The organism is Mucilaginibacter kameinonensis, assembly GCF_003675385.1.
GTDB classification, from domain to species: Bacteria; Bacteroidota; Bacteroidia; order Sphingobacteriales; family Sphingobacteriaceae; genus Mucilaginibacter; species Mucilaginibacter kameinonensis.
The window spans coordinates 87,485-112,975 of record NZ_RCWZ01000007.1 but is presented as its reverse complement, the minus strand read 5'-3'; the positions used below and the strand labels follow the sequence as shown (position 1 = coordinate 112,975).

The 25,491-nt window shown below is 42.2% G+C and carries 25 protein-coding genes; 11 read left to right on the top strand and 14 right to left on the bottom strand.

The features are described 5' to 3' along the window. The first annotated feature begins 185 nt into the window (after positions 1-185). The 5 genes from EAH55_RS28945 (at position 186) to EAH55_RS28925 (ending at position 7,188) form a co-directional block, all read left to right on the top strand. The gene (locus EAH55_RS28945) at positions 186-770 is read left to right on the top strand and encodes a 50S ribosomal protein L25/general stress protein Ctc (protein ID WP_112572915.1); all 585 of its coding nucleotides are present in this window, start codon (positions 186-188) and stop codon (positions 768-770) included. A gap of 272 nt (positions 771-1,042) precedes the next feature. Further along, on the top strand, positions 1,043-1,603 hold the full coding sequence (gene pth / locus EAH55_RS28940) for an aminoacyl-tRNA hydrolase (protein WP_121812747.1): 561 nt from the start codon (positions 1,043-1,045) through the stop codon (positions 1,601-1,603). Between the two features lie 104 nt (positions 1,604-1,707). Continuing rightward, complete coding sequence (locus EAH55_RS28935) at positions 1,708-4,143, top strand: outer membrane beta-barrel family protein (protein ID WP_162997092.1); 2,436 nt, start codon at positions 1,708-1,710, stop codon at positions 4,141-4,143. A 114-nt stretch (positions 4,144-4,257) separates the two neighbouring features. Then, a complete protein-coding gene (locus EAH55_RS28930) occupies positions 4,258-6,729 on the top strand; it encodes a TonB-dependent receptor domain-containing protein (protein WP_162997091.1) in 2,472 nt (823 codons plus the stop codon). Between the two features lie 108 nt (positions 6,730-6,837). Beyond that, positions 6,838-7,188: a Spx/MgsR family RNA polymerase-binding regulatory protein gene (locus EAH55_RS28925; protein ID WP_112572923.1), complete on the top strand. Its 351-nt coding sequence runs from the start codon at positions 6,838-6,840 to the stop codon at positions 7,186-7,188. Positions 7,189-7,453: 265 nt separating this feature from the next. Here EAH55_RS28925 and EAH55_RS28920 read toward each other — a convergent pair whose 3' ends face one another. Further along, positions 7,454-8,413, bottom strand: coding sequence for a phytanoyl-CoA dioxygenase family protein (locus EAH55_RS28920; protein ID WP_121812744.1), 960 nt, complete (start codon positions 8,411-8,413; stop codon positions 7,454-7,456). Positions 8,414-8,677: 264 nt separating this feature from the next. On the opposite strand from EAH55_RS28920, the gene EAH55_RS28915 reads away from it, so the two are divergent. From EAH55_RS28915 to EAH55_RS28905, 3 genes are all read left to right on the top strand, one after another. Then, positions 8,678-10,672, top strand: coding sequence for a M1 family metallopeptidase (locus tag EAH55_RS28915; RefSeq protein WP_121812743.1), 1,995 nt, complete (start codon positions 8,678-8,680; stop codon positions 10,670-10,672). A gap of 180 nt (positions 10,673-10,852) precedes the next feature. Continuing rightward, the gene (locus tag EAH55_RS28910; protein ID WP_121812742.1) at positions 10,853-11,695 is read left to right on the top strand and encodes an oxidoreductase; all 843 of its coding nucleotides are present in this window, start codon (positions 10,853-10,855) and stop codon (positions 11,693-11,695) included. Positions 11,696-11,982: 287 nt separating this feature from the next. Beyond that, the gene (locus tag EAH55_RS28905) at positions 11,983-12,300 is read left to right on the top strand and encodes a hypothetical protein (RefSeq protein ID WP_121812741.1); all 318 of its coding nucleotides are present in this window, start codon (positions 11,983-11,985) and stop codon (positions 12,298-12,300) included. 11 nt (positions 12,301-12,311) lie between these two features. Here the strand turns inward: EAH55_RS28905 and EAH55_RS28900 are convergent, their stop codons facing one another. After that, positions 12,312-13,046 (bottom strand): LytR/AlgR family response regulator transcription factor, encoded by a 735-nt coding sequence (locus tag EAH55_RS28900; protein WP_121812740.1) that lies wholly within the window; start codon positions 13,044-13,046, stop codon positions 12,312-12,314. Beyond that, positions 13,043-14,158, bottom strand: a complete 1,116-nt coding sequence (locus EAH55_RS28895) for a sensor histidine kinase (RefSeq protein ID WP_121812739.1) — start codon at positions 14,156-14,158, stop codon at positions 13,043-13,045. Before EAH55_RS28895 ends, EAH55_RS28900 begins: the two co-directional genes overlap by 4 nt. Before the next feature lie 238 nt (positions 14,159-14,396). On the opposite strand from EAH55_RS28895, the gene EAH55_RS28890 reads away from it, so the two are divergent. Then, positions 14,397-14,708 carry a hypothetical protein gene (locus tag EAH55_RS28890; protein WP_121812738.1) on the top strand — a complete coding sequence of 104 codons (312 nt, stop codon included), beginning with the start codon at positions 14,397-14,399 and terminating at the stop codon, positions 14,706-14,708. Positions 14,709-14,774: 66 nt separating this feature from the next. Here EAH55_RS28890 and EAH55_RS28885 read toward each other — a convergent pair whose 3' ends face one another. The 4 genes from EAH55_RS28885 to EAH55_RS28870 all read right to left on the bottom strand — a co-directional run bounded on the left by EAH55_RS28885 (position 14,775) and on the right by EAH55_RS28870 (position 18,114). Further along, positions 14,775-15,773, bottom strand: a complete 999-nt coding sequence (locus tag EAH55_RS28885) for an ABC transporter ATP-binding protein (RefSeq protein WP_121812737.1) — start codon at positions 15,771-15,773, stop codon at positions 14,775-14,777. Between the two features lie 128 nt (positions 15,774-15,901). Next, the gene (locus tag EAH55_RS28880; protein ID WP_121812736.1) at positions 15,902-16,732 is read right to left on the bottom strand and encodes an outer membrane beta-barrel protein; all 831 of its coding nucleotides are present in this window, start codon (positions 16,730-16,732) and stop codon (positions 15,902-15,904) included. 34 nt (positions 16,733-16,766) lie between these two features. After that, positions 16,767-17,555 (bottom strand): hypothetical protein, encoded by a 789-nt coding sequence (locus EAH55_RS28875; protein ID WP_162997090.1) that lies wholly within the window; start codon positions 17,553-17,555, stop codon positions 16,767-16,769. Continuing rightward, the gene (locus EAH55_RS28870) at positions 17,545-18,114 is read right to left on the bottom strand and encodes an RNA polymerase sigma factor (RefSeq protein WP_121812836.1); all 570 of its coding nucleotides are present in this window, start codon (positions 18,112-18,114) and stop codon (positions 17,545-17,547) included. Before EAH55_RS28870 ends, EAH55_RS28875 begins: the two co-directional genes overlap by 11 nt. Positions 18,115-18,270: 156 nt before the next feature. On the opposite strand from EAH55_RS28870, the gene EAH55_RS28865 reads away from it, so the two are divergent. Together EAH55_RS28865 and vapC are read left to right on the top strand one after the other, a co-directional pair. Beyond that, positions 18,271-18,450 (top strand): type II toxin-antitoxin system VapB family antitoxin, encoded by a 180-nt coding sequence (locus EAH55_RS28865; protein WP_091166939.1) that lies wholly within the window; start codon positions 18,271-18,273, stop codon positions 18,448-18,450. Further along, positions 18,450-18,854 carry a type II toxin-antitoxin system VapC family toxin gene (vapC, locus tag EAH55_RS28860; protein ID WP_121812734.1) on the top strand — a complete coding sequence of 135 codons (405 nt, stop codon included), beginning with the start codon at positions 18,450-18,452 and terminating at the stop codon, positions 18,852-18,854. Before EAH55_RS28865 ends, vapC begins: the two co-directional genes overlap by 1 nt. A 4-nt stretch (positions 18,855-18,858) precedes the next feature. Here the strand turns inward: vapC and EAH55_RS28855 are convergent, their stop codons facing one another. From EAH55_RS28855 to hemB, 7 genes are all read right to left on the bottom strand, one after another. Continuing rightward, a complete protein-coding gene (locus EAH55_RS28855) occupies positions 18,859-19,392 on the bottom strand; it encodes a CopD family protein (RefSeq protein WP_121812733.1) in 534 nt (177 codons plus the stop codon). Between the two features lie 106 nt (positions 19,393-19,498). Further along, complete coding sequence (gene hemE / locus EAH55_RS28850; protein ID WP_121812732.1) at positions 19,499-20,524, bottom strand: uroporphyrinogen decarboxylase; 1,026 nt, start codon at positions 20,522-20,524, stop codon at positions 19,499-19,501. A 119-nt stretch (positions 20,525-20,643) separates the two neighbouring features. Continuing rightward, positions 20,644-21,207 carry a hypothetical protein gene (locus tag EAH55_RS28845; RefSeq protein ID WP_121812731.1) on the bottom strand — a complete coding sequence of 188 codons (564 nt, stop codon included), beginning with the start codon at positions 21,205-21,207 and terminating at the stop codon, positions 20,644-20,646. Further along, the gene (locus EAH55_RS28840) at positions 21,207-21,914 is read right to left on the bottom strand and encodes a response regulator transcription factor (protein ID WP_090529686.1); all 708 of its coding nucleotides are present in this window, start codon (positions 21,912-21,914) and stop codon (positions 21,207-21,209) included. Before EAH55_RS28840 ends, EAH55_RS28845 begins: the two co-directional genes overlap by 1 nt. Before the next feature lie 14 nt (positions 21,915-21,928). Beyond that, positions 21,929-22,804 carry a sensor histidine kinase gene (locus tag EAH55_RS28835; protein WP_114937415.1) on the bottom strand — a complete coding sequence of 292 codons (876 nt, stop codon included), beginning with the start codon at positions 22,802-22,804 and terminating at the stop codon, positions 21,929-21,931. A gap of 86 nt (positions 22,805-22,890) precedes the next feature. Beyond that, a complete protein-coding gene (hemL, locus tag EAH55_RS28830) occupies positions 22,891-24,258 on the bottom strand; it encodes a glutamate-1-semialdehyde 2,1-aminomutase (protein WP_121812730.1) in 1,368 nt (455 codons plus the stop codon). Between the two features lie 182 nt (positions 24,259-24,440). Further along, positions 24,441-25,412, bottom strand: coding sequence for a porphobilinogen synthase (hemB, locus tag EAH55_RS28825; protein ID WP_121812835.1), 972 nt, complete (start codon positions 25,410-25,412; stop codon positions 24,441-24,443). Between the last annotated feature and the right edge of the window lie 79 nt (positions 25,413-25,491).

Here is a 25,491-nt window from a genome sequence, read left to right as displayed (position 1 = left end):
GTAGTTCATGGTTGATGGTTCATAGATCATAGTGAACATTTATCATGGAAAATAAAAAAGAATAAAGTAATTGGGAAATTAGGCCATGAACAATGATCTATGAACCATGAACTAAAAAAGGCTTTGTGGAAAGTAGAACAATGATCTATGAACCATGAACTAAATAAATAAACAAATAAATAAAAATGAAATCAATTGCTATTAGCGGTTCTCTAAGAGAGAACGTAGGGAAAAGAGACGCGAAAGAGCTGCGTTACAATGGCCAGGTGCCTGCAGTTCTTTATGGTGGTGCTACCCAGACCCACTTCTATGTGTCCGCAGCTGATTTGAGAGCCGTAGTTTACACTCCGGTTGTTCATTTCATCGATCTTGAAATTGCTGGTGTTAAATCACAAGCTATCATCCAGGACATTCAGTTCCACCCACTAACTGAAAAAATCACTCACGTTGACTTTTTATTGTTAGACGAGAAAAAACCTATCTCTATCGAAATCCCTGTTAAATTAACCGGTACTTCTCCAGGTGTAAAAGTAGGTGGTAAACTGGTTCAAAAATTAAGGAAACTGCGTATCAAAGCGCTTCCTAAAGATCATCTTGATGCTATTGAAGTAAGCATCGAGTCTTTAGAAGTTGGTAAATCAGTAAAAGTATCTGATATTAAATTAGATAACTTAACTATCACCAACGCTAAAGAAGATACCATTGTTTCTGTAACTACCTCACGTGCATTACGTCAGGCAGAGCAAGAAGCAGCTCAAGGTAAAAAATAATTTTGCTTAGCAAATTATCAAAACAGCGATAGGGAAACTTATCGCTGTTTTTGTTTATTTTGAAATAGAAAACGGCGAGGCTTTTTTAAAAGCGTAGGCTTGTGCGATTCCCCTCTTGAGAGGGGAGGAGGGGGGTGTTATTCAGCATAATGCATAACACACCCCTGCTACCGCACCGCCCAACGCGCCCCCTCTCAAGAGGGGAGCCAAAACCAAGCCCGTTCAATAATAATTAATCAAATTTCTCCGCTGATTAGCGGAGGTTAGGGGGCATGAAATATTTAATTGTAGGTTTAGGAAACATTGGTCCGGAGTATGCAGATACCAGGCACAATATAGGTTTTATGGTATTGGATGAACTGGCTAAGCAGGAGGGAGCAAGGTTTCAAAACTCACGCCTGGCTTACTATACCGAGGTATCGTTTAAAAGCCGTACCCTTTGCCTTATTAAACCTACTACCTACATGAACCTGAGTGGTAAAGCCCTTAACCACTGGATGAAAGATCTTAAAATCCCGATTGAGAATGTTTTGGTTATTGTGGATGACCTTGCCCTGCCGCTGGGTACCCTGCGCTTAAAACCTAAAGGCAGTGCCGCCGGGCATAATGGCCTTAAAAATATTGAGGCAGTGCTTGGCAATAGCAACTATGCGCGGTTGCGTTTTGGTATTGGCGATAATTACCCCAAAGGTCGTCAGGTTGATTTTGTACTTAGTGCTTTTGATAAAGATGAACAGCCCGAACTTCCCGCACTAATAGATCGCTCGATAGAAATGGTGAAGAGTTTTGCTACCATCGGTACCGAACTTACCATGACCCGTTACAATAAGTAACATGGCTGTTACAAACTAATATTTTAGTTAAATTCCCGTTCAAATCATGATTCGCGATGTAACGCGGCATGATGTTCTTACGTCTTGTAAACCTAAATAACCTTATGAAACAAATCTTACTAACGGTACTTTGCTGTTGCTTTTCCACGCTCTTATTTGCTCAAACAAAAACTCCCGCTGCTCCGGCAGTTCCCAATATTATTGTAAAAGGTATTATCATTGATTCGGTTATAAACAAACCCATGGGGTATGTTACCGTTGCCTTGCAGGATGCAGCTACCAAAGCTCCTGTAAAAAGCACCCTGGCAAAAGACGACGGTAGTTTTGAACTGAAAGCACCCGAAGGTAAAACATACCAGTTGGTAGCTGTATTTATAGGTTACGCTACTAAAACCATCCCGGTAAAACCTACCGGTAATACATTTAACGCAGGCAGGATCCTGCTTTCGGCATCAAGCAAACAATTGAAGGAGGTTACCGTTACCGCGGTAAGGCCCGTAATGAAACAGGAGGTTGACCGCCTGAGCTATGATGTACAGGCTGATCCGGAAAGTAAATCCATCACAGCTTTGGATATGATCCGTAAGGTGCCGCTGTTGTCTGTAGATGGAAGCGACAATATTAAGCTCAGGGGTAATGATAATTATAAGATCCTGATCAACGGTAAAGAGTCGGCCATGATGGCGAAAAATCCATCAGATGTATTGAAATCCATGCCGGCTGCCAATATCGAAAAGATAGAGGTGATCACCACGCCGCCCGCAAAATATGATGCCGAAGGTCTGGCGGGTATCATCAACATCATCACCAAAAAGAATGCAGATCAGGGCTACAACGTAAACATCAACACCGGTTACAACAGCGTTTTTGGCGAGCGTGCCAATGTGAACGTAACAGTAAAGCAGGGGAAATTTGGTTTTGCCGGCTATGCAGGATACAACCACAGACCTGTGCAAACATCAACTTTCGAAAACATCAGCAATTTTTACCATCCGCCGTCATCACTTAGCCAGACCGGTACAAGAGGTAACGGAGCCAATAACGTTTATGGCAGCGGCGAGTTAAGCTATGAAATTGATAGCCTGAACCTGATTACAGGTATGTATGATTTTTACGATGGTAAAGGTAAACAGCAAAACAACCAGGTTACCAGCATTAAGGATAGTGTTGACGCGGTTACCCAGTTTTATCGTTTATTCAATGCCGGAACCAGCACTTTTCATGGTTCGGATTTAGGCTTGAACTACCAGATAGGTTTCAGGAAGTATAAAGACCAGTTGCTTACCGTATCTTATAAATACAATAACAATAATAATGGCCAAAACAATGGTGCTACTGTAGCTGCCGATTCTATTGGTAAAGCACCTACCGATTACAGGCAATACAACAAATCGGGTTCAAAACAACATACTTTCCAGCTCGATTATATTCAGCCACGGAAAATATTAACACTTGAGGCAGGTGGTAAAATTATTTTAAGGGATAACTACAGTAACTTTTATACCGACCTGAAACAACCGGACGGAAGCTACAAAACCGATGATAGCCAAACCAATGATTTTACCTACAATCAGGATGTTTACAGCTTGTATAACTCATACTCGGTAAAGCTTAGTAAATGGGCTTTTAAAGGTGGCTTGCGATTGGAGCACACCAAAGTAAATGCCGATTTTTCAACCACCAACAGCACCGTTCACCAGGATTATAATAACCTTGTACCATCGGTATCTATCCAACGCTCGTTAAAAAGCAGCAGCCTTACCTTAGGTTATACCCAACGGATCCAGCGCCCGGGTATTTACCAGTTAAACCCTTATACCGACAGGACAAACCCACAGTATGTTAACATGGGTAACCCTAATTTGAAGGCAGCGGTTACTAATAACTTTGAACTGGGGTACAGCAATTTTGCCAAGGGCTCTATTAACCTGAGCACCAATTACTCTTTCGCCAATAATACTGTACAAAACCTGGCTCGGGTTGATTCGGCCGGGGTTACTACCAACACTTACGACAACGTGGGCTCCAACAAAAACTGGGGCTTTGATGCTAACATCAATTATCCTATCACGTCTAAATTAAATGTGAATATCAATGCCGAGTTGTTGTTTGTTTGGCTGAAGGGCTACTACAATGGTTCGTTGTACAAAAATAGCGGCAACCAGGGGCATATTTTTACTTATACCAGTTACAAGTTTGATGGCGGTTACCGCGCAGGTGTAAACATAGGTTACGACAGCCGTTATGTATTGCTGCAGGGAAAGGATAATTATTACTTCTTCAGCTCCATCAGCGGAACCAAAACCATGTTTAAGGAAAAGGCTACCTTATCGGTAAATGTTAACAATCCTTTCAAAAAATTCAACAAACTCGATTTCTATACCAAAACTCCTGACTTTGATACTTACACTGCTAACAACAACTTTTATCGCACCATTAACGTGAGCCTGAGCTACAAATTTGGCAGGCTTAACAGTAGCATTAAGAAAAATCAACGTGGTATTAACAACGATGATACCAGCAGCGGAAGCCGCAATTAAAGAATATACAATTAACCCGTTGGGTGACAGAAACAAACGTTAAAAAGTGTTAAACGCATATTTTTTGCTGTCACACCCGGGTATCTTAAACGTCTTATGACCAAAATCGCAATTATGAAACAATTTCTACTAACAGTGCTATGCTGTTGTGTCACGGGCATGGTGATGGGGCAGGCAGCAACACCGGCACCTGTTCAAAATATAACGGTTAAAGGTATCGTGATAGATTCGGCAGCCAACAAGCCATTGGGGTATGGTACGGTGGCCTTGCAGGATGCCGCTACCAAAGCGCCCGTAAAAAGCACACTCGCCAAAGATGATGGCAGCTTTGAGCTGAAAGCACCCGAAGGTAAAACTTATCAGTTGGTTGTTGCTTCGGTTGGATATGCAACTAAAGTACTTCCTGTAAAAATAACTGGTAAAACGTTTGATGCCGGACGCATTTTGGTAGCAACATCAAACAAGCAGCTAAACGAGGTAACCATCACTGCCGTAAGGCCGGTAATGAAGCAAGAGGTTGACCGCCTTAGTTATGACGTAACTGCCGACCCTGAAAGCAAGGCCATTTCGGCATTGGATATGATGCGTAAAGTTCCACTTTTAGCCGTAGATGGTGACGATAACATTAAGCTAAAAGGCAGCGGCAAATACAAGATATTGATTAATGGTAAAGAGTCGGCATTGATGGCAAAAAATCCATCGGACGTATTGAAGGCGATGCCTGCTACCAACATCGAAAAAATAGAGGTAATTACAACACCACCCGCTAAATATGATGCGGAAGGTTTGGCTGGTATCATTAATATCATTACCAAAAAAAATGCCGATCAGGGTTATAACGGTAGTATCAACATGCGATACAACAGTGTATGGGGGCCGGGTTATAACCTGAACATGACTGCCAAACAAGGTAAGTTCGGTGTTTCGGGTTATGCCGGTTTTGGTAATCAGAAACGTAATACCAATACATCAAGCATAAAACAAACTTTCTTTAATCCAGAATCAGAGATCCTGCAAACGGGAGAAAACTCGTTTGGCGGTAAATATCGCTATGCCAATGCCGAGTTGAGCTATGAAATAGATACCCTGAATTTACTTACAGGCTCGTTTGAATACTTTCATGGCGAATTTGACCAGGATGGTTCACAGCGGTCGGCTCAAACAAACGCTGCCGGCGCCCTTACCCAGGGATATAACCTGTTGAGCAACGGCTACAATCACGATCAGGGCCTCGACGCGTCTATCAACTACCAACTGGGCTTTAAAGGACATAAAGATGAGTTGCTGACTTTATCGTACAAATACAGCTACGGGCCAAGCAAAAACTTTACTGATAACCAGTTTTCGGACAGGGTTAATTATTATAACGCCCTTCAGCCCGATTTCAGGCAGTATAATAATGCCGGTAACCGCGAGCATACATTTCAGTTAGACTACGCCTATCCGTTAAAAAAGATCAGTATTGAGGCTGGGGGTAAAGTCATCCTCCGTAATAACTTCAGCGATTACAGGCGTGAGGATAAAGATTCAACCAATTCGGTGTACAACGTAAACGCGGGACAAACGGGCGAGTTTGATTATCACCAGGATGTGTACAGTGCCTATAACTCGTACCAGTTAAAGTTTGATAAGTGGACAGGCAAGGCAGGTGTACGTTTGGAGCATACCCAGGTAAATGCCGTGTTTACAGGTACGCCGCTTGATAAAAACTATAACAACCTTATTCCGTCGGTATCCATCCAGCGTTCGCTGAAAAGCAGCAGCATTAGTTTGGGCTTTACTCAGCGTATTCAAAGGCCGGGTATTTACCAGTTGAACCCTTTTATTGATAAATCGAACCCCAAATTTATCAGTACCGGTAACCCCGATCTGAAACCTGAGTTGAACAATACTTTTGAATTGAACTATAGCAATTTTTCAAAAGGATCTATCAACGTAGGTTTAAGTTATGCGTTCTCCAATAATGCTATCCAGAATGTAACAAGCCTTATTCAAAACAACATGGGCGATCATATTGATACAGTTACTTTTACTACATATCAGAATTTGGGAAGTAACCGCTCGTTAGGATTAAACTTGAATACCAATCTTTCCATTACTAAAAAGTTTACGGTTAATATCAACGGACAAATTTCGCACATCTGGTTAAAAGGTACTTATAACGGCCAGTTTTATAAAAATGATGGCTATACAGGTAACGCTTTCGCCAACATCGGCTATAAGTTTGACGGTGGCTACCGTGTTGGTTTGGATGCCGGTTTCTTTAGTGGTGATGTTACCTTGCAGGGTAAATCAAGCAATTTTATTTATAACTCTTATGTTGTTTCAAAAGAGTTCCTGAGTAAAAAGCTGACAGTATCCTTAGTAGCCAACAACCCATACAGCAAGTACCGTACTTTCCGGTCGACTACCCACACAGTTGATTTCGATCAGGAATCTTTATATCATAACCGCTACCGCCATTTCGCTATCAGGCTTAACTATAAGTTTGGTAAGCTGAGCAGCGATATTAAAAAGAACCAACGCGGTATTAATAATGATGATACCAAAGGCGGCGGCAAAAGCAGCAGCGGTGGCAATGGATAATTGTTAACAGATATTTATTAACAAGCTGTTCAAAGTCTCCGGACTTCGAACCAATAAGTCTGTAGTTTATAACTACAGGCTTATTGGTTTAAACCGTAAATTTACCCCATGAAAGTTTACGGAATAACCAATTGCAATACAGTAAAAAAGGCCCTCGACTGGCTTAAAGAAAATAAGGTAGCTTACGATTTTCAGGATTTTAAAAAGCTTGGTGTAAGCACCGAAAAGCTACAGGAATGGGATACTAAAGCAGGCTATGAAAAGTTCATGAATAAACAAGGCCTCACCTGGAAACAGCTTGACCCGGCAGTTAAAGAAAGCATCAAGACAAATACCGATGCGCTGCAATTATTACAGCAAAAAACCAGTATGATCAAACGTCCTGTTATTGAGGATAACGGTTTCCTTTTCTTTGGTTTTGATGAAAAGGTTTATGCCGATCATTTTTTGGGAAAGTAATTTGATTTTGAGAAAGCTTAATATTATGAAAACGCTAAAAAACATGTCATTGCGAGGAGGCACGACGAAGCAATCTCGTAGCTAATGCATGTCCGCCCTGAATAGCTACGAGATTGCCACGCTGCGCTCGCAATGACATACTTTTTTTAAGATATAATTTCATCTTCCGGACACTTGTTGGTGACAACACTACAACGGCGAGGTGAACGCCTAATAAAAAGGAAGTCGTTGCAGTTACTGCAACGACTTCCTTTTTATTAATTCATTATTCCTTTTTGAATACCGCTTTATATAACAGCTTAAGCAGCGCTTTCTTATCCCGGGTTGGGTTAAATATATATTGGGTTTTATTTACCCTTAAATAATCAATTTTTTCACCGTTATAATTCGGTACAACTTTTTCGCCGGTTGCAATGTTGGTAATGTTGTTTCTTAAGAAAAGCTCATCGGTAACCATGTTACTTAGCATCGGGGTGTAGTAGTAGCAATCCTCAAAAAAGTAATGCGTTACCTGCGACCATCTTGATGAACCTTCCTTTAAAACCGGCATGCCGCCATGCAGGATATTGCTCGACCAAATTAGCATATCACCCTTTTTCGCGTGAAAAATTTTCCTTTCAAAAGGGCTTACCTTTATAATTTCTTCTATAAAGTCTTCGTATTCGTTATAATTGTCATAGTTGTTGCTGGTGGCATTCTCTTTAATCTGAGCAAAATTGTATTCAGGTAAACGGTGTGAACCCGGGTAGTAAAATAGAGGGCCGTTTTCTTCATTTATATCTTCCAGTGCTACCCAAACACCACACATAAACTTGGCCGGTAACGAGCTAAAGTGTATAGTATCAGAATGGGCAAGTTGCTGTGTGCCCTCACTAAAATTTAATGTTTGAAAGGGGATAGGCTTCCTGCCATATAAAGTTTCCAGCAATTTAAGCAGGGGGGGATAAGCAGCTAAATCTTTGCAAGGCTCTGAAACCTCCCAAAAATCCTGGACCCTGGTTTTGGTGCGATGCGTTTTTATTGGAAAATTGGTGTCAAAAGCTTTGTTTTCTGTTTCTTGTTGAACTTTATCAATAAGGTCGGCAGGGAAAAAGTTGCTTAATGCCGTAAAGCCATTTTCGTGATAATCAATACACAATTTTTTTTCTTCGGCACTTAGATTTTTTGTCTCGAGGATCTTATAAAAAAACGGCGATTCGATCCAGGGGAAGTTCGATTTGATCATAGGTAATTAGGATGGTTATGGTTATTTATTTTTTAACCTTTACGTTTTCTATGGCACAAACGTAACATAAAAAGTTAAAGTATATGTTTTGAAATAATAATTAGACTTGCCGATGATAGACAACTTCTGGTTAAATCTACTTTACATATAGATATTGCTGACGAATTAAATTATTTAATAAAACCGTAACAATCGTTTTACCCGTCCCTTGCATTTACCTAATTTGTAGTATACTTGTTCTTTTACTCAATAGATTGACTGAACATGAAATTAAAACTGATGGCAGGTTGCAGCCTTGCCTTTATGTTGGCCGCGAGCGCCACTTACGCGCAACAGCCAGCGCCTCCCACCACTACAACACCCGCCGGATCTGTTTATGATTATCACGAAACTTTTGGTCCTGGGTTTTATACTAAAAACGGTACCGAATTTCGTGCAGCGAGCGGAGAACCAGGATATAAATACTGGCAAAACCGTGCCGACTATCAGTTGGCTGCCAAACTGAACGATCAAACCAATGAAATTACCGGTTCAGAAGTTTTAACTTACACCAACAACAGCCCGCAAACATTAGGTTTTATGTGGATGCAGCTGGATCAAAACTTGTTTAAGCTTGATTCACGTGGTACTGCCATCGTTCCGCCTGCAGGTAGCCGTAACTGGGGCCGTGGCGAGGCATTTGACGCCGGTTATAAAATTAAATCGGTTAAAGTTGCCGGCCTGAAAGGAGAATATGTTGATGTTAAATTCCTGATCACTGACACCAGGATGCAGGTTTTCCTTCCAAAGGAAATTGCAGCCAACGGTGGCCAGGCTAAATTGAAAATTGAGTATTCATTCGTTTCTCCAAACTACGGATCAGACCGTATGGGTTACTTGCAAACTAAAAATGGTAAAGTTTATACCATTGCACAGTGGTACCCACGCGTATGTGTGTATGATGATGTAATGGGCTGGAATACCCTGCCATACAGCGGTCCGGGCGAGTTTTACCTGGAATATGGTGACTTCGATCTGAACATTACTGCTCCTGCAAACCACATCGTAGTAGCATCCGGCGAATTATTGAACCCACAGGAAGTATATACCCCTGAACAATTGAAACGCTGGGCAGCCGCCGAAAAAAGCGAAAGCACGGTGATCATCCGCTCGGCTAATGAGGTTACCGATCCAAAATCACGCCCTGCCGGTAAAGCCGAATTAACCTGGCACTTTAAAATAAAAAACGCGCGTGACGCATCATGGGCTTCATCTGCCGCGTTTATTGTTGATGCCGCCAAAATGGATTTGCCAAGCGGAAAAAAATCAACCGCGATATCAGCTTACCCTGTTGAAAGTGATGGCAATGATGCATGGGGCCGCTCAACTGAGTATGTAAAAAAATCTATTGAGTATAACTCGTCAAAATGGTTTGAATACCCTTACCCTGCAGCTACAGCAGTTGCCGGTATTGTTGGCGGTATGGAATACCCTGGTATCGTTTTCTGCGGATCTAAAGCAAAAAAAGCAAGCCTTTGGGGCGTTAACGACCACGAGTTTGGCCATACCTGGTTCCCGATGATCGTAGGTTCAAACGAGCGTATGTACGGTTGGATGGACGAAGGTTTCAACACTTTCATTAACACCCTGTCTACAGCTAACTTCAACAACGGCGAGTACAAAAGCACCCGTGTGCCTGATATGCATGCTATTGGCAGCAACTTCACCAGGCCAGATCTTGAGCCTATCATGAGTCAGCCGGCTAACCTGAAAGAAAGAAATACAGGTACCCTGCTTTACTCAAAACCAAGCGCTGGTTTAGTATTACTGCGTGAGCAGATTTTAGGCCCTGAGCGTTTTGATTTCGCGTTTAAAACATACATCAACCGCTGGGCATTTAAACACCCAACACCTGATGACTTTTTCCGTACCATGGAAAATGCAGCAGGCGAAAACCTGCAATGGTTTTGGAGAGGCTGGTTCCTGAACGACTGGCGTTTAGACGTTGCCGTAAGCGATGTAAAATATGTTGACAACGATCCAACTAAAGGCGCGTTGATCACTTTAGATAATCTGGGTAAAATGGCTATGCCGGTTATACTGGAAATCAAAACCAAAAGCGGTAAAGTTGAGCGAATGAAACTACCGGTTGAAATTTGGGAACGTTACGCGTCATGGACATTCAAATATCCATCAACCGAAGAAATTGAATCGGTTACTTATGATCCGGACAAAGTATTGCCAGACTACAACCAGGACAATAACGTTTGGAAAAAATAATTTCCCTCTAAATTTTCTCTAAAGGAGAGACTTTATAGAAACGGCGATGAGTTAAAAACTCATCGCCGTTTTTTGTTGTTTATATCGGGGATTTGAGTGGCCACAATGTAACAATGAAGTTCGGCTGACAAACAATTAATGCCTCTGCTGTTAATTTTACAATATCAAACACAAACTATTATGAAAAACAAAGTATGGTTAATAACAGGCTGCTCAACAGGTTTCGGCCGTGAACTGGCGAAGCTTGTTTTACAGTTAGGTTATAAGGCCGGTGTTGCTGCGCGTAACACTGATGACGTAAAAGACATTGTTGAAGGTTATCCTGAAACAGCAGTAGCATTAAAACTTGATGTAACAAAGCCAGAGGAAATCAAAGCTGCTGTTGAAACCGTTACACAGAAATTTGGCACTGTTGATGTATTGGTGAACAACGCTGGTATTGGCTATTTTGGCGCCATTGAAGAGAGCGAAGATGAAGAAGTGCGCCGGATGTTTGAGATTAACTTTTTTGGCCTTGCAGCCATGACCAAGGCTGTATTACCAATTATGCGCGCTCATAGAAGCGGACATATACTTAACATAGCTTCTATTGGTGGATTGGTTGGTTTCCCGGCAGTAGGTTTTTATAATGCCACTAAATTTGCTGTTGATGGATACTCTGAAGCCTTAGCTAAAGAAACCAAACATTTAGGTATTAAGGTTACCGTGATTGCCCCAAGCGGTTTCCGTACCGATTGGGCTGGCCGCTCGGCTAATAACAGCAAGATCGTTATTGATGATTATAAAGAAACTGCAGGTACCAACAAAAACAATATCCGTGGCTACAGTGGCAAACAACCCGGTGACCCGGAACGCGCTGCCAAAGCTATTGTTGATGCTGTTGAAGCTGAAAATCCGCCGTTACGTTTGTTATTAGGCAAGGCAGCCTTAAAAGGCGCGCGCAACAAGCTTCAGGAATTACAGAAGGATTTTGATACCTGGGAAGCAACTACGGTAGGTGCTGATTTTCCGGAAGGGGAATAAAGGTTTTACTTTAACCTTTACAGATTTAAACATCTTCTTCATTTTAAAAATCCCCTCTTGAGAGGGGGCGCGTAGGAATGAGTGGCAGCAGGGGTGCGTTTCTGCATGCGATAAGCAAAGCACAGTAACACACCCCTCCACCCCTCTCAAGAGGAGAATCACACAATCCCGCGCTTTTTTCATATGAAGTCGACAACCTACTAATGTCTGAATTCAAGCCATAGACGATTAAACCTATATTAGGTCTTCAGTTTTTCGTAAATTACATTCATAAAAACCTGAAACTCATGGGACAGATTGTAATTGTAGCCTATAAGCCAAAACCGGGCAAAGAGGAGGCGCTTAAACAATTAATGAAAACGCATTTGCCGCGCCTCAAACAGGAGGGTTTGGTAACTGATCGTGAATCTATCATCATGGAGGCAACTGACGGTACCATCATTGAAGTTTTTGAATGGCTAAGCACTGAAGCTATTGCCAATGCGCATAGCAATAAAGCCGTACAGCAAATGTGGGGAGAATATGCCGAGGTTTGTGATTACGTTCCGTTAAACATGCTGAAAGAAACCAACGATATGTTTGCAGGTTTTAAGCCTGTTGATTGAGGTAACACCCTTTACCCCATCTGCAACCGTTCGCTCTTTAATTTCTTCTGCACGTCCTGCTTATAATTACGACCGATAGGTAGCTCGTGCCCGGCAACATCTATGCTATAGGCATAGAAAGAATCTATTTTGTTCAGCGCAACTATAAACGAACGATGGATGCGTACAAACCTGTTTTCGGGCAGCATTTCTTCCAATAGGCTTATCTTTTGCCGTGTGATATGCGTTTGGTTATTTATGGCCACTACTTTCACATAATCGCGCAGGCTTTCTATCCATAAAATATCATTGATATTTACCTTGATCGTTTTTCTATCTACCTTCAAATAAATGAATGTATGCGCATCGCTTACCGGCTCCTCATGAGCGATCAAGGGTTTACTTTTATGCTCGTTAAGTTGATAAATTTTATCGACCGCCCGCAAAAAGCGCTCAAAAGATATAGGTTTGAGCAGATAGTCAACAGCGTTTAATTCAAAACCGTCAAGCGCGTATTCGCTGTAGGCTGTGGTGAATATTACCTTGGGCGGATTCTTTAGGCTTTTCAGCAGATCTGTTCCTTTTATTCCAGGCATCTGGATATCGAGGAACATCAAGTCGATGGGTTTTTGTTGTAACAACCGGAACGCCTGAATACCGTCGGTACAGGTGGCGGTAACCTCCATTTCGCTAAAACGCGCAAGGTAGTTTTTCAACACCTCAATGGCATGCGGCTCGTCGTCAACTATGAGGGTACGTATTTTCATGCGGTTACCATTTGTTGTGTTGCGGATTGTTTTACGGTTTTCAGATCGAGATCGAGCGCCACAAAAAATGTGTCATCTTCGTTTACAATCTTCAGCCGTGACGAATGAGGATAAAGCAGGTCGAGCCTTTTGGTTACATTTTTTAAACCGATATGCCCCGGCGTGTTACTTGTATCAACAGGATGATCAGGTTTGCTGTTGGCAACCTTTAGCTTAAAGTGATTTAGCGTTACACTTATATCAATATTGATCCAGGTAGCGCCAACCTGTTCGCTGGTGCCATGCTTAAAAGCGTTTTCGATAAAAGGCAATATCAGCAGCGGTGCTATGGTTTTATCTTTTAAATTACCGGTTATGGTAAAGTTAATATCTATGCGGTCTTCGTACCGGAGTTTTTCCAGCTTTACATACTGCTGCATCATAAACACTTCCTTCTCTAAAGGAACTTCATTATCGGAGCATTCATAAAGCATGTAACGCAGCAGATCCGACAGGCCGATAATAGCTTGTGGTGATTTTGGCGAGTTGTTAAGACTTAAAGAGTAAAGGTTATTAAGCGTGTTAAATAAAAAATGCGGGTGTACCTGGGCTTTCAATGCGTTGAGTTCAGCTTCAAGCGCGGCCTGTTTACGCTCATACCACATTTTAAACAGCTTAATGGCAATCACAAAACCAGTAAACAGGTTGGTGCCTTTAAATGAATTTACCAGGCTTTGTCCATCCATTAACTGCTCAAAAAACGGACGCTGGGTTGAGGCTATGTAACCGACATCAGTAACATGCATCACCCGGATGAGGTAAGGAGCAACAAAAAAGATCCCTATTGTACGACTGATGAACATACATGCAAACACCAGCGGGATCAGCATCAGGAAAAACATCACATAGCGCTTTTCAAAAACATATTTGGGGATCAGCCAATAGGCAATGGCATAATAATAAGCAATTTGTATAGGCATATACAAAACGTTATTACGCATAGATACCCAAAAATTGGTTTGGAACGAATAAAGTGTAGTGATGAAAAACGATACAATCACCCAAAATATCACATGCTGCCAAAAGCGCGGCAGTCTGACATTGTTGAGTATGATATCGAAGCCATTATTCATAATGCTAATTTACTGTAAAACAGTTTAATTGAATGATTTCTTAACCAGAAGTGCGACAAACGGCAATCAACTAATGACGAACAGCCGGGAATAGGGCAGTTACCATAGCTTTTTGCAGTCAAAAGTTTGTTCGTCGTGTTAAAATGCGGTTTATCGTAACTGGAAGGTAGTGTGCCTACATTGCTTTTAAGCCATTTTAAAGGCGTTTAATTTTAGTTTATAAATTAAAAATAAGGCCATGAAAAAGTTAATTATCACAATTTACATCCTGGCATTTGCAGCAGCTGCAGTGCAGGCTCAGAATAAAATAACAAACACCCACGGTTTTTGGGTAATAGAGCATAACGCCAATTTACCCCGCGTACAAACCGTTAAGTTTTATAACGATAACAATAAGCTGATGTATGAGGAAACGGTTTACAGCAAGCTTAATATCAAAAAGAAAAAGACCCGCCTCGCGCTTGATCAGATATTGGACAGGCTAAACGAGCGCACCGCATATATCGAAAACAAAAACCTGGTAATGCTAAGCCTCAATTTAAGGAATTAAGATTTTTTTAAATATACGTTTAAGAAAACCGGTAGCCAACGCGAGGTATGGCGCCGGTTTGTTTTTTTAATATTCCAGGTATTTCTCCACCCGGACGGCTACCGAATCTCCTTCAGCATATTTCCCTGTTTCTTCGCTTAAAACCCTCAAGGTAATATTGCCATGCTCAAGGATCAGATCTTCATAAAAACCTTTGAATAACACCTGTTTAACAACCCAACTGCGGGTAGCAGCTATTAATTTGATTTTGATCTGTTCGGGGTAAATAACCGCGTAGTCTTTTGATAATTCAATGCCGCAAAGTTTTGCTTCAGCAGCATTAAATATGTTGCAGTTGGTAAGTAGCTGGGCGGTATAAAGAAATTTAGGATGTTTATATAGCGCTTTCGGATTGCCATGTTCAACTATTTCACCTTTGTTAAGTACAATAAGCTCATCGGCCATCGAGAGTACTTCAGCAGGGTCATGCGATACCATGATTACCGTTAAGCCGGTTTCTTTAACAATCTGCCTGATATCATGCTGTAAGCCTTCCCTGAATGATGTATCAACCTGGTTAAAGGGTTCGTCGAGCAGTAATACTTCGGGGTGGGTGATAATGGCGCGCGCAATGGCTACACGTTGTTTTTCGCCACCGCTCAGGTCGGCAACCCGCTTATCGGCCATCGCAAACATATTAAGTTGCTTAAGTACCCTTTCAGTTTTTTCTGCTTTAGCTTTAAGATTGGTTGCGGGGAGCATGGCTGCTACGTTATCCCAAACCTTGGCAAAAAGGTTAAGATCATCGGTATGCTGGGTAACCATTTTCATGGCGTCATGACCGGGGATCAGCTTCTCTTCCGGCCCCCAGATGCGTTCGCCTTTAAAATAAACCGTACCTTCATCAGGAGAAAGCAATCCATAAAGCAATCGGAGTAAAGTGCTTTTGCCGCTTCCGCTTTCGCCAATAATCGCTGTGATTTTGCCCGGTTCTATAACCAATCCGGTCTTTTTTACACCGGATTGCTGCTTCCCAGGATATATTTTAGTTACGGCAACCGCCTGCAAAAAAGGAATATCTGACATCAAGGGCAAAGATAAGCGTTTGAACCATGATTTATCTGATTTAAGGATTATAAGATGGGGCAGTTCATCCACCTGTCATGGTAATCCCGGCAACCTAAAATCATGGGTCAGCATAATGGCTCTGGAGCTTAAAAGCCAAAAGTTAATCCAAACGAGAAGTTCCTCAGGCCTTTTTGATCGGGGCTGTTTTCAAACATATCGTTGAAGTAATATTTGGCGTACAGGCCCATGATGCCGTAGCCCATACGTACAAATACACCTTTGCGAAGTTTGGTAAAATGATAATCGTCATTGAACTTTTGCTTCCCGTTTTCATCGCTGATCTGTTTTACACGCCCGTTGAGTAAGATCCCAATCTCCGGACCGGCAACTAACCTGAAGTAATTTCCGCGGTCGTCTTCATGGCTACGGTAGTAAAACGACAGGGGGATACGTAGGTAACTTGATGAAAAACGGTTCTTGCTATAATGGATACTGTCCTGAACGTATGTTAACACAGGGGCATTGCGCTGTATGGTGATATCGTTACGCAGGCGGATATGCGTCCAGTCGAATCCGCCGGAAACATAGATCTTGAAAGCGCTGTTAAACCGGTAACCAAATTGCAGCACATCAAAACCAAAGTTGCTGGTTTTCCACTGGCGGTAGCTCAGGAACTTATTTTTGTCAGACAGGGTAAAGCTGCCGTTATCCACCAAAGTAGCAAAGCCAAGGTCGATCCTTGAAAAGGTTACACCGAATGAAAAGCCCGGCGCTTTGTGAGCATGGTAAGCGGTATCAGACCTGTCATTGTTAATATTAACCTGTGCAACATCATCACCAAAGCCAAGCTTTACTTTAACGTGTTTTTTGTGAGTAGTGGTGTCTGTAGCGCTTTGTGCAGAATCGGCAGGTGTGCTTTGAGCAAAAACAAAACTCGCGGCAAGGCACATTATGATGGTAAAAGTCAGGCGTTTCATATTATTGTGGTATATCTATCGTTCGCTAAAAATATTATTTGTCTTTGTCTTTTTTCACTTTAATAAAGCCGAGGTTTAGGCCAGTGATGGTGGCGTCGTCTTCGTCGGTATTGCTAAATTCAATCACTTTGTCTTTACGTTTGTCAACAGCGGCAATCACAACATTAAAAACATCGCCAAGGCTGCGGATCCGATGTTTTTTAACATGTTTTGCAGCTGCCGGAGCAGGCTGTACAGGTGTTTGGGCTATTAACACGGGCTGCGCTTTTTCACCGTTAATTATAGCTGATTTGGGGCCGATTGTTGTTGTTGAATCCGGGGCCGCGGTTTTAACAACAGGGTGATTTGTGGCAGGGTCGCTTGCAAATAAAGGTTCCGCTTCATGGGTAATTACAGGTAATGGGGCAGCGGTTGTTGGCTCCGGTATGGCTTGTGTCAAATTGTTTTTTGATTTAATTTTCCTCGTTTGCGCTATACTGTTAATTGATGCTATAACCGGATTTGCAGGTACTTTGTTTTGAGTTGGGGTTGGCACTGGCTCAACTTTAGGTGCAACGGGCTGTTTTATTGGTTCATGCGTTTTTGCTATTTCTGTTGGATGATGCTGGTCACTATGTTTAATTGGTTGTTTAGGAATAAACAGTATGCCCGCAGTAATCAGCAATATTACACCAGCTGCTGCGCTTAGCAATGGCAATAATATTCTTTTACGCTTATCCGCGTTTAACCCGGCGCTGATGTCCTGCCATACCCGGGCCGATGGCTGTATTTCCAGGTTATCAAGCTTTCGTTGAAACAGCCTGTCCAGTTCCTTATCCTGCATATCCATAACTTTTGCCCTCCATTTTAGCAATTTGTTCTTTCAATATTGTACGGGCCCTTGATAGCTGCGATTTTGAGGCACCCTCGGTAATGCCAACAATTTCTGCTATCTCTTTGTGCGAATAACCTTCCAGCGCGTAAAGGTTAAACACTATGCGGTATCCCGGTGCCAGTCGCTGTATCATGCCCATCAGCACTTTTGCATCCAGGTTGGCCGCTGCGAGCGGGTTAACTGACGGCTCGTGCCCCGCTTCTTCGATATCAATTACCTGCATCATTTTATGATGTTTGCGATAGTATTCAATTGAACTGTGAACCATAATGCGCCTAACCCAGCCCTCGAATGATCCGTCGCCCCGGTAATCATCCATCTTTTTAAACACCCTTATAAAACCATTTTGCAACATGTCTTCGGCCTCCATGCGGTCGGTTGCGTAGCGCATGCATACCCCCAGCATTTTTGAGGCAAACTGTTTATAAAGCAGTTCCTGCGCCTTCCGATCGCCGGCCCGGCAGCGGTCTATCAATTGCTGAATGGTATATTTAGGTTCCAAAAACATCATTTATAAGTAAGATGGCGGAGTGATGTAAATGGTTGCATGGTGGTGTAAATATTTTGATAAATAGTTTCAGTGGTAGAAAATCGAGTTAAATAGAAATGTAAGAATAGATATTTTATTTGATGCTTTTGTGTATATTTATTAAAATTTGTGTGTATGAGGACGAATGTAGATATTAATGATGAGCTAATAGCTAAGGCTCAGAAATTGGGTAATATAAAAACGAAAAAAGCTGTAATTGAAGAAGCTTTGAAATTATATGTAACAATCGAAAATCAAAAGAAGCTTGCTGAATTATGGGGAAAGGTTGAACTTGATGATAAGGCTTTTGAATAATGGACATCATTTTGGTAGATACGTCCGTATGGGTCAATTTTTTTAAAGGAATTGAAACAGAATCGAGCAAATACTTGAAGAATAATCTTGCGAATATTGTAGTAGCAACATGCCCTACAGTAGTACAGGAAATCTTGCAAGGTATTGTTTCTGAATCAGAATTGAGGAAAGTAAAATCTTACTTTGATAGTATGACAAAATTGGTTGAAGATCCTTATAAAATTGCTGTTCAAGCGGCAACTTTATATAGGGATTTGAGAAGAAAAGGGGTTACCATTCGTAAAGCCAATGATTGCTTGATAGCTTTATATGCAATAAATAATAAGATAGCTTTACTCCATGACGATAAAGATTTTCACTTTATAGCCCAGAACTCAACTTTAAGAACAGTAGAGTTCAATTAGCCTTTTATTTCTTCTCCCTATACCTTTTATAAATCTTAACGGCGATCATCAAAATCACACCTAAAGAAACTATTCCTACTACGCCAAACACCCAGCTTAAAGTATCTTTTTTTACAGCGAGGAAAACAATGGCAAATAGAAAAATGGTTGCGAGTTCGTTCCAAAGGCGTAACTGGTTTGATGTCCATTTGAAAATGCCTTTACGCATTTGTTTTATTTTGGATTCGCAAATGTGATGATAGCCTACCAGGCCAATTACGAAAGCCAATTTGATATGCAGCCATGGCATTTTTAACCATGCCGGATATAAATACAGCATGGTACAACCCGCCAATATGGTAAGCAACATGGATGGTTTGGCTATAACGTTCCATAGCCTGCTTTCCATAATTTCAAATTGTTTGGAGAGAATGGTGCGCTCGGGTTCGGGTTTATCCTGTGCTTCGGTATGATAGATAAACAAGCGCACAATATAAAACAGCCCCGCCATCCAGCAGACTACAAAAATGATGTGTATAGCGAGAACGTATTGGTACATATTATAAAATACATGTCATTGCGAGGAACGAAGCAATCGCGAACTTAACAGATCGGCCTGCATAGTTCGCGATTGCCACGCTATCGCTCTCAATGACATGCTGGTATTAGTTTCTGTATTCTTTTATCACTTCTATCGCGTACTTCACATTATCAAACGGGATATCGGGCATAATGCCGTGACCCAGGTTAAAGATGAAGCCGTTTTCGCCTTTCATACGGTCGAACAGGCGGTAGATGCGTTCTTTAATTACTTTTTTATCGGCATAAAGAATATGCGGATCAAGGTTGCCTTGCACCGCTACGCCTGCCGGTAAACGTTTTTTGATATCTAACAGATCAACATTCCAGTCGATTGAAATTACATCCGGTTTAGCTTCGGCCATTAACGGCGCGAAAACTGAGCTGCCTTTACAAAAGGAAATTACCGGGATATCTTTACGGTTTAGCTTGCTGATGATCTCGGCAATATAACGGTGACTAAATTCTTTATAATCATCCCATGCTAAAGCCTGTGCCCAACTGTCAAAGATCTGTACTGCATTTACACCAGCTGCAATCTGCATGTTCAGGTAATCGGCAGTAACAGTTGCTATTTTTGATAAGAGCTGATGGGCCATTTCTGGCTCATTGTGCAGCATAAGTTTGGTACGCTTAAAATCTTTTGACGATCCGCCCTCAACCAGGTAGCTCATTACCGTAAATGGCGCTCCTGCGAAACCGATCAAAGGAATACGACCTGCAAGGCGTTGTTGGATAACTTTAATAGCATCGCCAACGTATTGCAGTTTGTCTAACACATCTGTTTGCAGGTTGTCAATATCGGCCTGTGTACGTACCGGATTGGCAAACAGCGGACCAACGCCAGCGTTAAAGCTCAGGTCGCCGCCCATGGCTTCGCCTGTTACCAGGATATCTGAAAATAAAATTGCACCGTCAATTCCCAACAGGTCAACCGGTAGCATGGTAACATCGGCAGCAATCTCCGGTGTTTTACACATTTCAAGGAACGAGTATTTGTTTTTAATGTCCCAATACTCTTTCATAAAGCGGCCTGCCTGCCTCATCATCCAAACCGGCGGGCGTTCTGTTTGCTCCGAAAATGCCGCTTTTATTAATAACGAATCTCTCATATTTTGGTTAGATACAAGAAGTCAAGAATCAAGAGCCAAGAAGATAACGTGTTTCTTCCTAATTCTTGCTTCCTGACTCTTGCCGTCTTGTTTTCTTACTTCCTTGTCTCTCGACTTTTTTATCTTGACCCCTGACTCTTAAAGTCTTGACTCTTCTTTCCCGGCTCTTTTTTCAACTCCTGCTGAAGGCGGTTAATTACTTCCTTCATTTTGGCGGTTATTTTTTCTTTGTGCTTTTCGGCTAATTGCAGGTAGGCCTGGGCTTTTTCAAGGTTGCCGCGCCTGATGCTGATGTTAGCCACACTAACTAAGGCGGCTACGTGATCATTAACCGAACGTAGAGGGTATTGGGCCGCTATTTCATAATGTTTCTCGGCCTCCTCAAACTCCTGCCTTTGCAGGCATAAACCGCCGTATATAAATTCATAATATCCCCTGCGGTTTTTGCTGAGCCATTCGGGTTTCATGATCTCCTTTAATGATGCAGCTGTTTTGTCATAATCCTTTACATGAAAATGTTTGGATGCAACAATTAAAGTACCCTGTCTGAAATAATCCCAGATAAGCAGGATGATCATCATTGCCGCTACTGCTGCAAGCTCATAAACACGGAAATACATCAACACACCTAACGACAGCAGAAATATAAACGCAATAAAAATACGTATCCTGTTACTGAACATTAATGCTGGTTATCGGTAAATTTATAGCCTACACCGCGGATAGAGTGAAAATAAACCGGGTTTTTAGGATCTGGTTCAAAATACTTGCGGAAGGTTAGGATAAAGTTATCGATAGTACGGGTTGACGGATAAACGTCATAGTTCCAAACAGTTTCCAGGATCTGCTCACGTGATACGGCGTCATTACGGCGCTCAATCAACAATTTAAGCAACATGGTTTCCTTTTTGGTAAGGGCGGTAATTGAGCCATCTTCATTAACAAGTTCAAACGAATTAAAGTGGATGGTTTTATCACCGATTTTGTAGCTGTTAAACTCTTTCAGGTCTTCACCTTTCAGGCTGCGTTTTACCAGGTTGTTCACCCTTAAAATAAGTTCTTCAAGGTTAAACGGTTTGGTAAGGTAATCGTCAGCTCCTTTTTTCAGACCCGAGATCTTGTCCTCATTGGTGTTTTTTGCCGTAAGGAACATGATAGGTACTTCTGTATTTTCAAGCCTGATGGTTTCTGCAACAACAAAGCCGTCAATTTCGGGCATCATTACGTCAAGTATTACCAGGTTAAAACGCTCTTCTTTAAACAGTTGTAAAGCTTTTTTGCCGTTTTTAGCCGGAGTTACCTTGTAGCCTTCCAGCTCAAGGTTAAGCTTAATTGCTTCTAACAAATGCTCTTCGTCTTCGGCCAATAAAATCCTTTTTTTGTTTGGCATGCTCATATTCTAATTTAGGTTAATCCAAATGTAACTTCAAAAATACTACCAGCAGGGCGGTTATCCTTAACCCTGATGCTGGCCTGGTGTTTATCCAACACCTCCTTAACAATATAAAGGCCCAGTCCGGTACCTTTAGTGTTACGGGTTTCTTCGCTGCCTACGCGGTAAAAGCGATCAAAAATGCGCGTCTTTTCCTCGTCGGCTATACCGATGCCATGATCGGCTACCTGTAAATAAACTTTATCGTCTTTCGAAAACAGCTTTACCCCTACAGATGAGCACGGGCTTGAATATTTTACAGCGTTTTCTATCAAATTGGTCACAACCGATGTAAGGGCAAACTTATCGCCAACAATCTCAACCTTAGGTTCTATCTCAGCTTCGATGATCTGCTGGTTGCAATCGCATTTAGTGATCTGCAGGCGGTTAACAATGCTATCAACCAAAACCGAAAGGTTAAAACTGGCCTTAGGGAAGCTGTATGAGCGGTTCTCGATTTTAGACGCCAGCAGCATGTTTTCAACCATATCATCCAAGCGTTCAACGTCGTTTAACGATTTGTCGATAAAATCAAGGATCTGCTCCCTGGTCAATTGCCTTTTTTGAATGGTTTGCAGCAGGATCTTGATAGATGCCAGCGGCGATTTCAATTCATGCGTTACCGAAAGCAGGAAGTTTTTTTTCTGCTCCTGTAGTTTACGCTCTTTGTTAAAAGAACGGTGCAGGTTAATTGCGCCAATTAAAAATACGGCAACAAACATGGCCCCTTCGCCCAGGATCATGCCAGTGCGACGCGGTTGCAGCGTAACCAGCATATAGCCCCACCACACCAGTTCGGCAACGGCATAGGTGATGAGCGCGTAAAAAATAACAAATGACTTTTTCATTCGAGTTTTCAGTTTGCGGTTTGCTGTTGGCAGTATTTTTTCAGTTTGCATATTCAATTGCAAACTGCCTACCGGCAACTGCCAACTTATTTACCGTTAAATACTAAATCTAAACTATCAAATATAGCACGTTTTGTTTTCTCCAGGTCAATCTTGGTGTGTGCCGATGATATAAAACCAACCTCGTAGCCCGACGGACCTAAATAAATGCCCCGGTTAAGCAGCTCGCGATGGAATTTCTTGAATTTTTCCATGCTTGAAGCATCAATATCTTCGGCTTTACGAATATACTCTTTATCTGTAAAAGCAAACCAAAATATAGAGCCTATGCCAAACACTTTGAATTTATAATTACGGGCAGTAGCAAAACGCTGAATTGCTTCTACGAACTCTTCTGTTTTATTGTTCAGATCACGGTAAAAGCCCATGCGCAAAAGTTCGCTCAACTGGGCAATACCCGCACCCATAGCAACAGGGTTACCTGATAAAGTACCCGCCTGGTAAACCGAACCTTCTGGCGAAATATTACTCATTATGGCCGCTGATGAGCCATAAGCGCCCACAGGCATACCTCCACCAATAATTTTACCATAAGTAATGATATCTGGATTGATCTGGTAGTAACCCGCCGCACCTTCAAAGCCAACACGGAAACCTGAGATCACCTCATCAAATATCAGCATAGTGCCATTTTGGGTACAGATGTCGCGCAGGTATTGCAGGTATTCTTTTTCCTGCAATAGCAGGCCGTTATTTGCCGGTACAGGCTCAATAATTACAGCCGCAATCTGGTCTTTAAACTCTTCAAAAGCTTTAGCCAAAGCTTCTTTATCATTAAGCGCTACCACAATGGTTTCGTCGGCAACTGATTTTGGTACGCCGGCCGATGAGGTTTCGCCGAAAGTAACCAGTCCTGAACCTGCTTTCACTAACAGGGCATCGGCGTGACCATGATAGCAACCTTCAAATTTTAAGATCTTATCGCGTTTGGTATAACCCCTGGCCAACCTGATGGCCGACATTACAGCCTCTGTACCGGAACTCACAAAACGAATTTTTTCAATAAACTTATTGTTTTTCAGGATCAGCTCGGCCAGTTCATTTTCCAGCGCGGTAGGGGCTCCGAAGCTCATGCCATTTTGCATTACCTCAATAACTTTTTCCCTTACTTTGGCATTGTTGTGACCAAGGATCAGTGGTCCCCATGAGCAGCAGAAGTCGATGAACTCGTTGCCGTCGGCGTCCCAGATATGGCTTCCATCACCTTTTTGAATAAATAGCGGTGTGCCATAAACAGATTTGAAAGCCCTCACCGGTGAGTTTACACCACCTGGAAAATAAGTCTGAGCCTTAGCATAAAGCTCGGCCGATTTTTCACGACTGATATCGGGCTTGCCCGTAGTATTTACCGGTTCATCCTCTGCAGAAAACATCTTTTTTATTGAATCGAACATATAAGTTGAAATTCTAAACTCTGATTTTTATGTGACCGTCATTGCGAGGGACGAAGCAATCCCAAACTATACAGGGCGAACCTGCTAATCGGGGATTGCTTCGTTCCTCGCAATGACGGGATGATAATTAATGGTTATTAGCTTCTACCTTTCGCCTTTCACCTTTTCCCTTTCACCTCAACCTACAACCACTTATTCTCCAAAACCTCTTTGGCATGGTAAGTTAAAATAGCAGTTGCGCCGGCGCGACGGATGCTTGTAAGCACCTCGGTGATGGCACGCTGCTCGTTTAGCCAACCGCGTTGTATGGCAGCTTTGATCATGGCATATTCGCCACTTACGTTGTAGGCAGCAACAGGCAGTTCGGTATTATCTTTTATCAGCTTAATAACGTCAAGGTAGGGCAGGGCCGGTTTTACCATCAGGAAATCCGCGCCTTCAATCTCGTCCAGTTCAGCCTCAATCAGGGCTTCGCGCTGGTTGGCGGGGTTCATCTGGTAGGTTTTTTTATCGCCAAATTTAGGTGCCGAATTAAGGGCATCCCTGAAAGGGCCATAAAAAGCGCTGGCATATTTAGCAGAATACGACATGATAGACACATTGGTAAAGCCGTTATCATCCAAAACGTTACGGATGTAACCTACGCGACCGTCCATCATATCTGACGGAGCAATGATATCTGCGCCTGATTGCGCGTGCGCCAAAGCCATCTTGCCTAAAACGTCAAGCGTTTCATCATTCAGGATCACGCCATTCTCTACAATACCGTCATGTCCGTCACTGCTGTAAGGATCCATAGCTACGTCGGTAATAACACAAGCTTCAGGGAAGTTTTTCTTTACCTCGCGGATAGCACGTAAATAAAGGCTTTCATCTCGGTAGCTTTCAGTAGCGAACTTGTCCTTCAGTTCTTCGGAAATATTAGGGAACAGGTCAAAAGAGTTTAAGCCCAGTTTAAGGCAACTTTCAATCTCGCGCAGCAGGTTATCAATAGAATAACGGAAAATGCCCGGCATTGAAGCCACTTCACTTTTCTGGTTTACGCCGTCAATAATAAACAGCGGGAAAATCAGGTTAGCAGCGCTGACATGTGTTTCCTGCACCATCTGGCGTATCACTTCGCTTTTACGATTCCTTCTTGGTCGTTGTAACATAACTTTTAGTTCATGGTTCATAGTTGATGGTTCATGGTAGCTCCAGCAACTATAGCCAATTATTGTTTATAGTTCATTT

Excerpts from the sequence above, each read along its gene's own strand:
- EAH55_RS28945 (WP_112572915.1), top strand. The coding sequence starts at position 186 with ATGAAATCAATTGCTATTAGCGGTTCTCTAAGAGAGAACGTAGGGAAA.
- pth (WP_121812747.1), top strand. The coding sequence starts at position 1,043 with ATGAAATATTTAATTGTAGGTTTAGGAAACATTGGTCCGGAGTATGCA.
- EAH55_RS28935 (WP_162997092.1), top strand. The coding sequence starts at position 1,708 with ATGAAACAAATCTTACTAACGGTACTTTGCTGTTGCTTTTCCACGCTC.
- EAH55_RS28930 (WP_162997091.1), top strand. The coding sequence starts at position 4,258 with ATGAAACAATTTCTACTAACAGTGCTATGCTGTTGTGTCACGGGCATG.
- EAH55_RS28925 (WP_112572923.1), top strand. The coding sequence starts at position 6,838 with ATGAAAGTTTACGGAATAACCAATTGCAATACAGTAAAAAAGGCCCTC.
- EAH55_RS28920 (WP_121812744.1), bottom strand. The coding sequence starts at position 8,413 with ATGATCAAATCGAACTTCCCCTGGATCGAATCGCCGTTTTTTTATAAG.
- EAH55_RS28915 (WP_121812743.1), top strand. The coding sequence starts at position 8,678 with ATGAAATTAAAACTGATGGCAGGTTGCAGCCTTGCCTTTATGTTGGCC.
- EAH55_RS28910 (WP_121812742.1), top strand. The coding sequence starts at position 10,853 with ATGAAAAACAAAGTATGGTTAATAACAGGCTGCTCAACAGGTTTCGGC.
- EAH55_RS28905 (WP_121812741.1), top strand. The coding sequence starts at position 11,983 with ATGGGACAGATTGTAATTGTAGCCTATAAGCCAAAACCGGGCAAAGAG.
- EAH55_RS28900 (WP_121812740.1), bottom strand. The coding sequence starts at position 13,046 with ATGAAAATACGTACCCTCATAGTTGACGACGAGCCGCATGCCATTGAG.
- EAH55_RS28895 (WP_121812739.1), bottom strand. The coding sequence starts at position 14,158 with ATGAATAATGGCTTCGATATCATACTCAACAATGTCAGACTGCCGCGC.
- EAH55_RS28890 (WP_121812738.1), top strand. The coding sequence starts at position 14,397 with ATGAAAAAGTTAATTATCACAATTTACATCCTGGCATTTGCAGCAGCT.
- EAH55_RS28885 (WP_121812737.1), bottom strand. The coding sequence starts at position 15,773 with ATGTCAGATATTCCTTTTTTGCAGGCGGTTGCCGTAACTAAAATATAT.
- EAH55_RS28880 (WP_121812736.1), bottom strand. The coding sequence starts at position 16,732 with ATGAAACGCCTGACTTTTACCATCATAATGTGCCTTGCCGCGAGTTTT.
- EAH55_RS28875 (WP_162997090.1), bottom strand. The coding sequence starts at position 17,555 with ATGCAGGATAAGGAACTGGACAGGCTGTTTCAACGAAAGCTTGATAAC.
- EAH55_RS28870 (WP_121812836.1), bottom strand. The coding sequence starts at position 18,114 with ATGTTTTTGGAACCTAAATATACCATTCAGCAATTGATAGACCGCTGC.
- EAH55_RS28865 (WP_091166939.1), top strand. The coding sequence starts at position 18,271 with ATGAGGACGAATGTAGATATTAATGATGAGCTAATAGCTAAGGCTCAG.
- vapC (WP_121812734.1), top strand. The coding sequence starts at position 18,450 with ATGGACATCATTTTGGTAGATACGTCCGTATGGGTCAATTTTTTTAAA.
- EAH55_RS28855 (WP_121812733.1), bottom strand. The coding sequence starts at position 19,392 with ATGTACCAATACGTTCTCGCTATACACATCATTTTTGTAGTCTGCTGG.
- hemE (WP_121812732.1), bottom strand. The coding sequence starts at position 20,524 with ATGAGAGATTCGTTATTAATAAAAGCGGCATTTTCGGAGCAAACAGAA.
- EAH55_RS28845 (WP_121812731.1), bottom strand. The coding sequence starts at position 21,207 with ATGTTCAGTAACAGGATACGTATTTTTATTGCGTTTATATTTCTGCTG.
- EAH55_RS28840 (WP_090529686.1), bottom strand. The coding sequence starts at position 21,914 with ATGCCAAACAAAAAAAGGATTTTATTGGCCGAAGACGAAGAGCATTTG.
- EAH55_RS28835 (WP_114937415.1), bottom strand. The coding sequence starts at position 22,804 with ATGAAAAAGTCATTTGTTATTTTTTACGCGCTCATCACCTATGCCGTT.
- hemL (WP_121812730.1), bottom strand. The coding sequence starts at position 24,258 with ATGTTCGATTCAATAAAAAAGATGTTTTCTGCAGAGGATGAACCGGTA.
- hemB (WP_121812835.1), bottom strand. The coding sequence starts at position 25,412 with ATGTTACAACGACCAAGAAGGAATCGTAAAAGCGAAGTGATACGCCAG.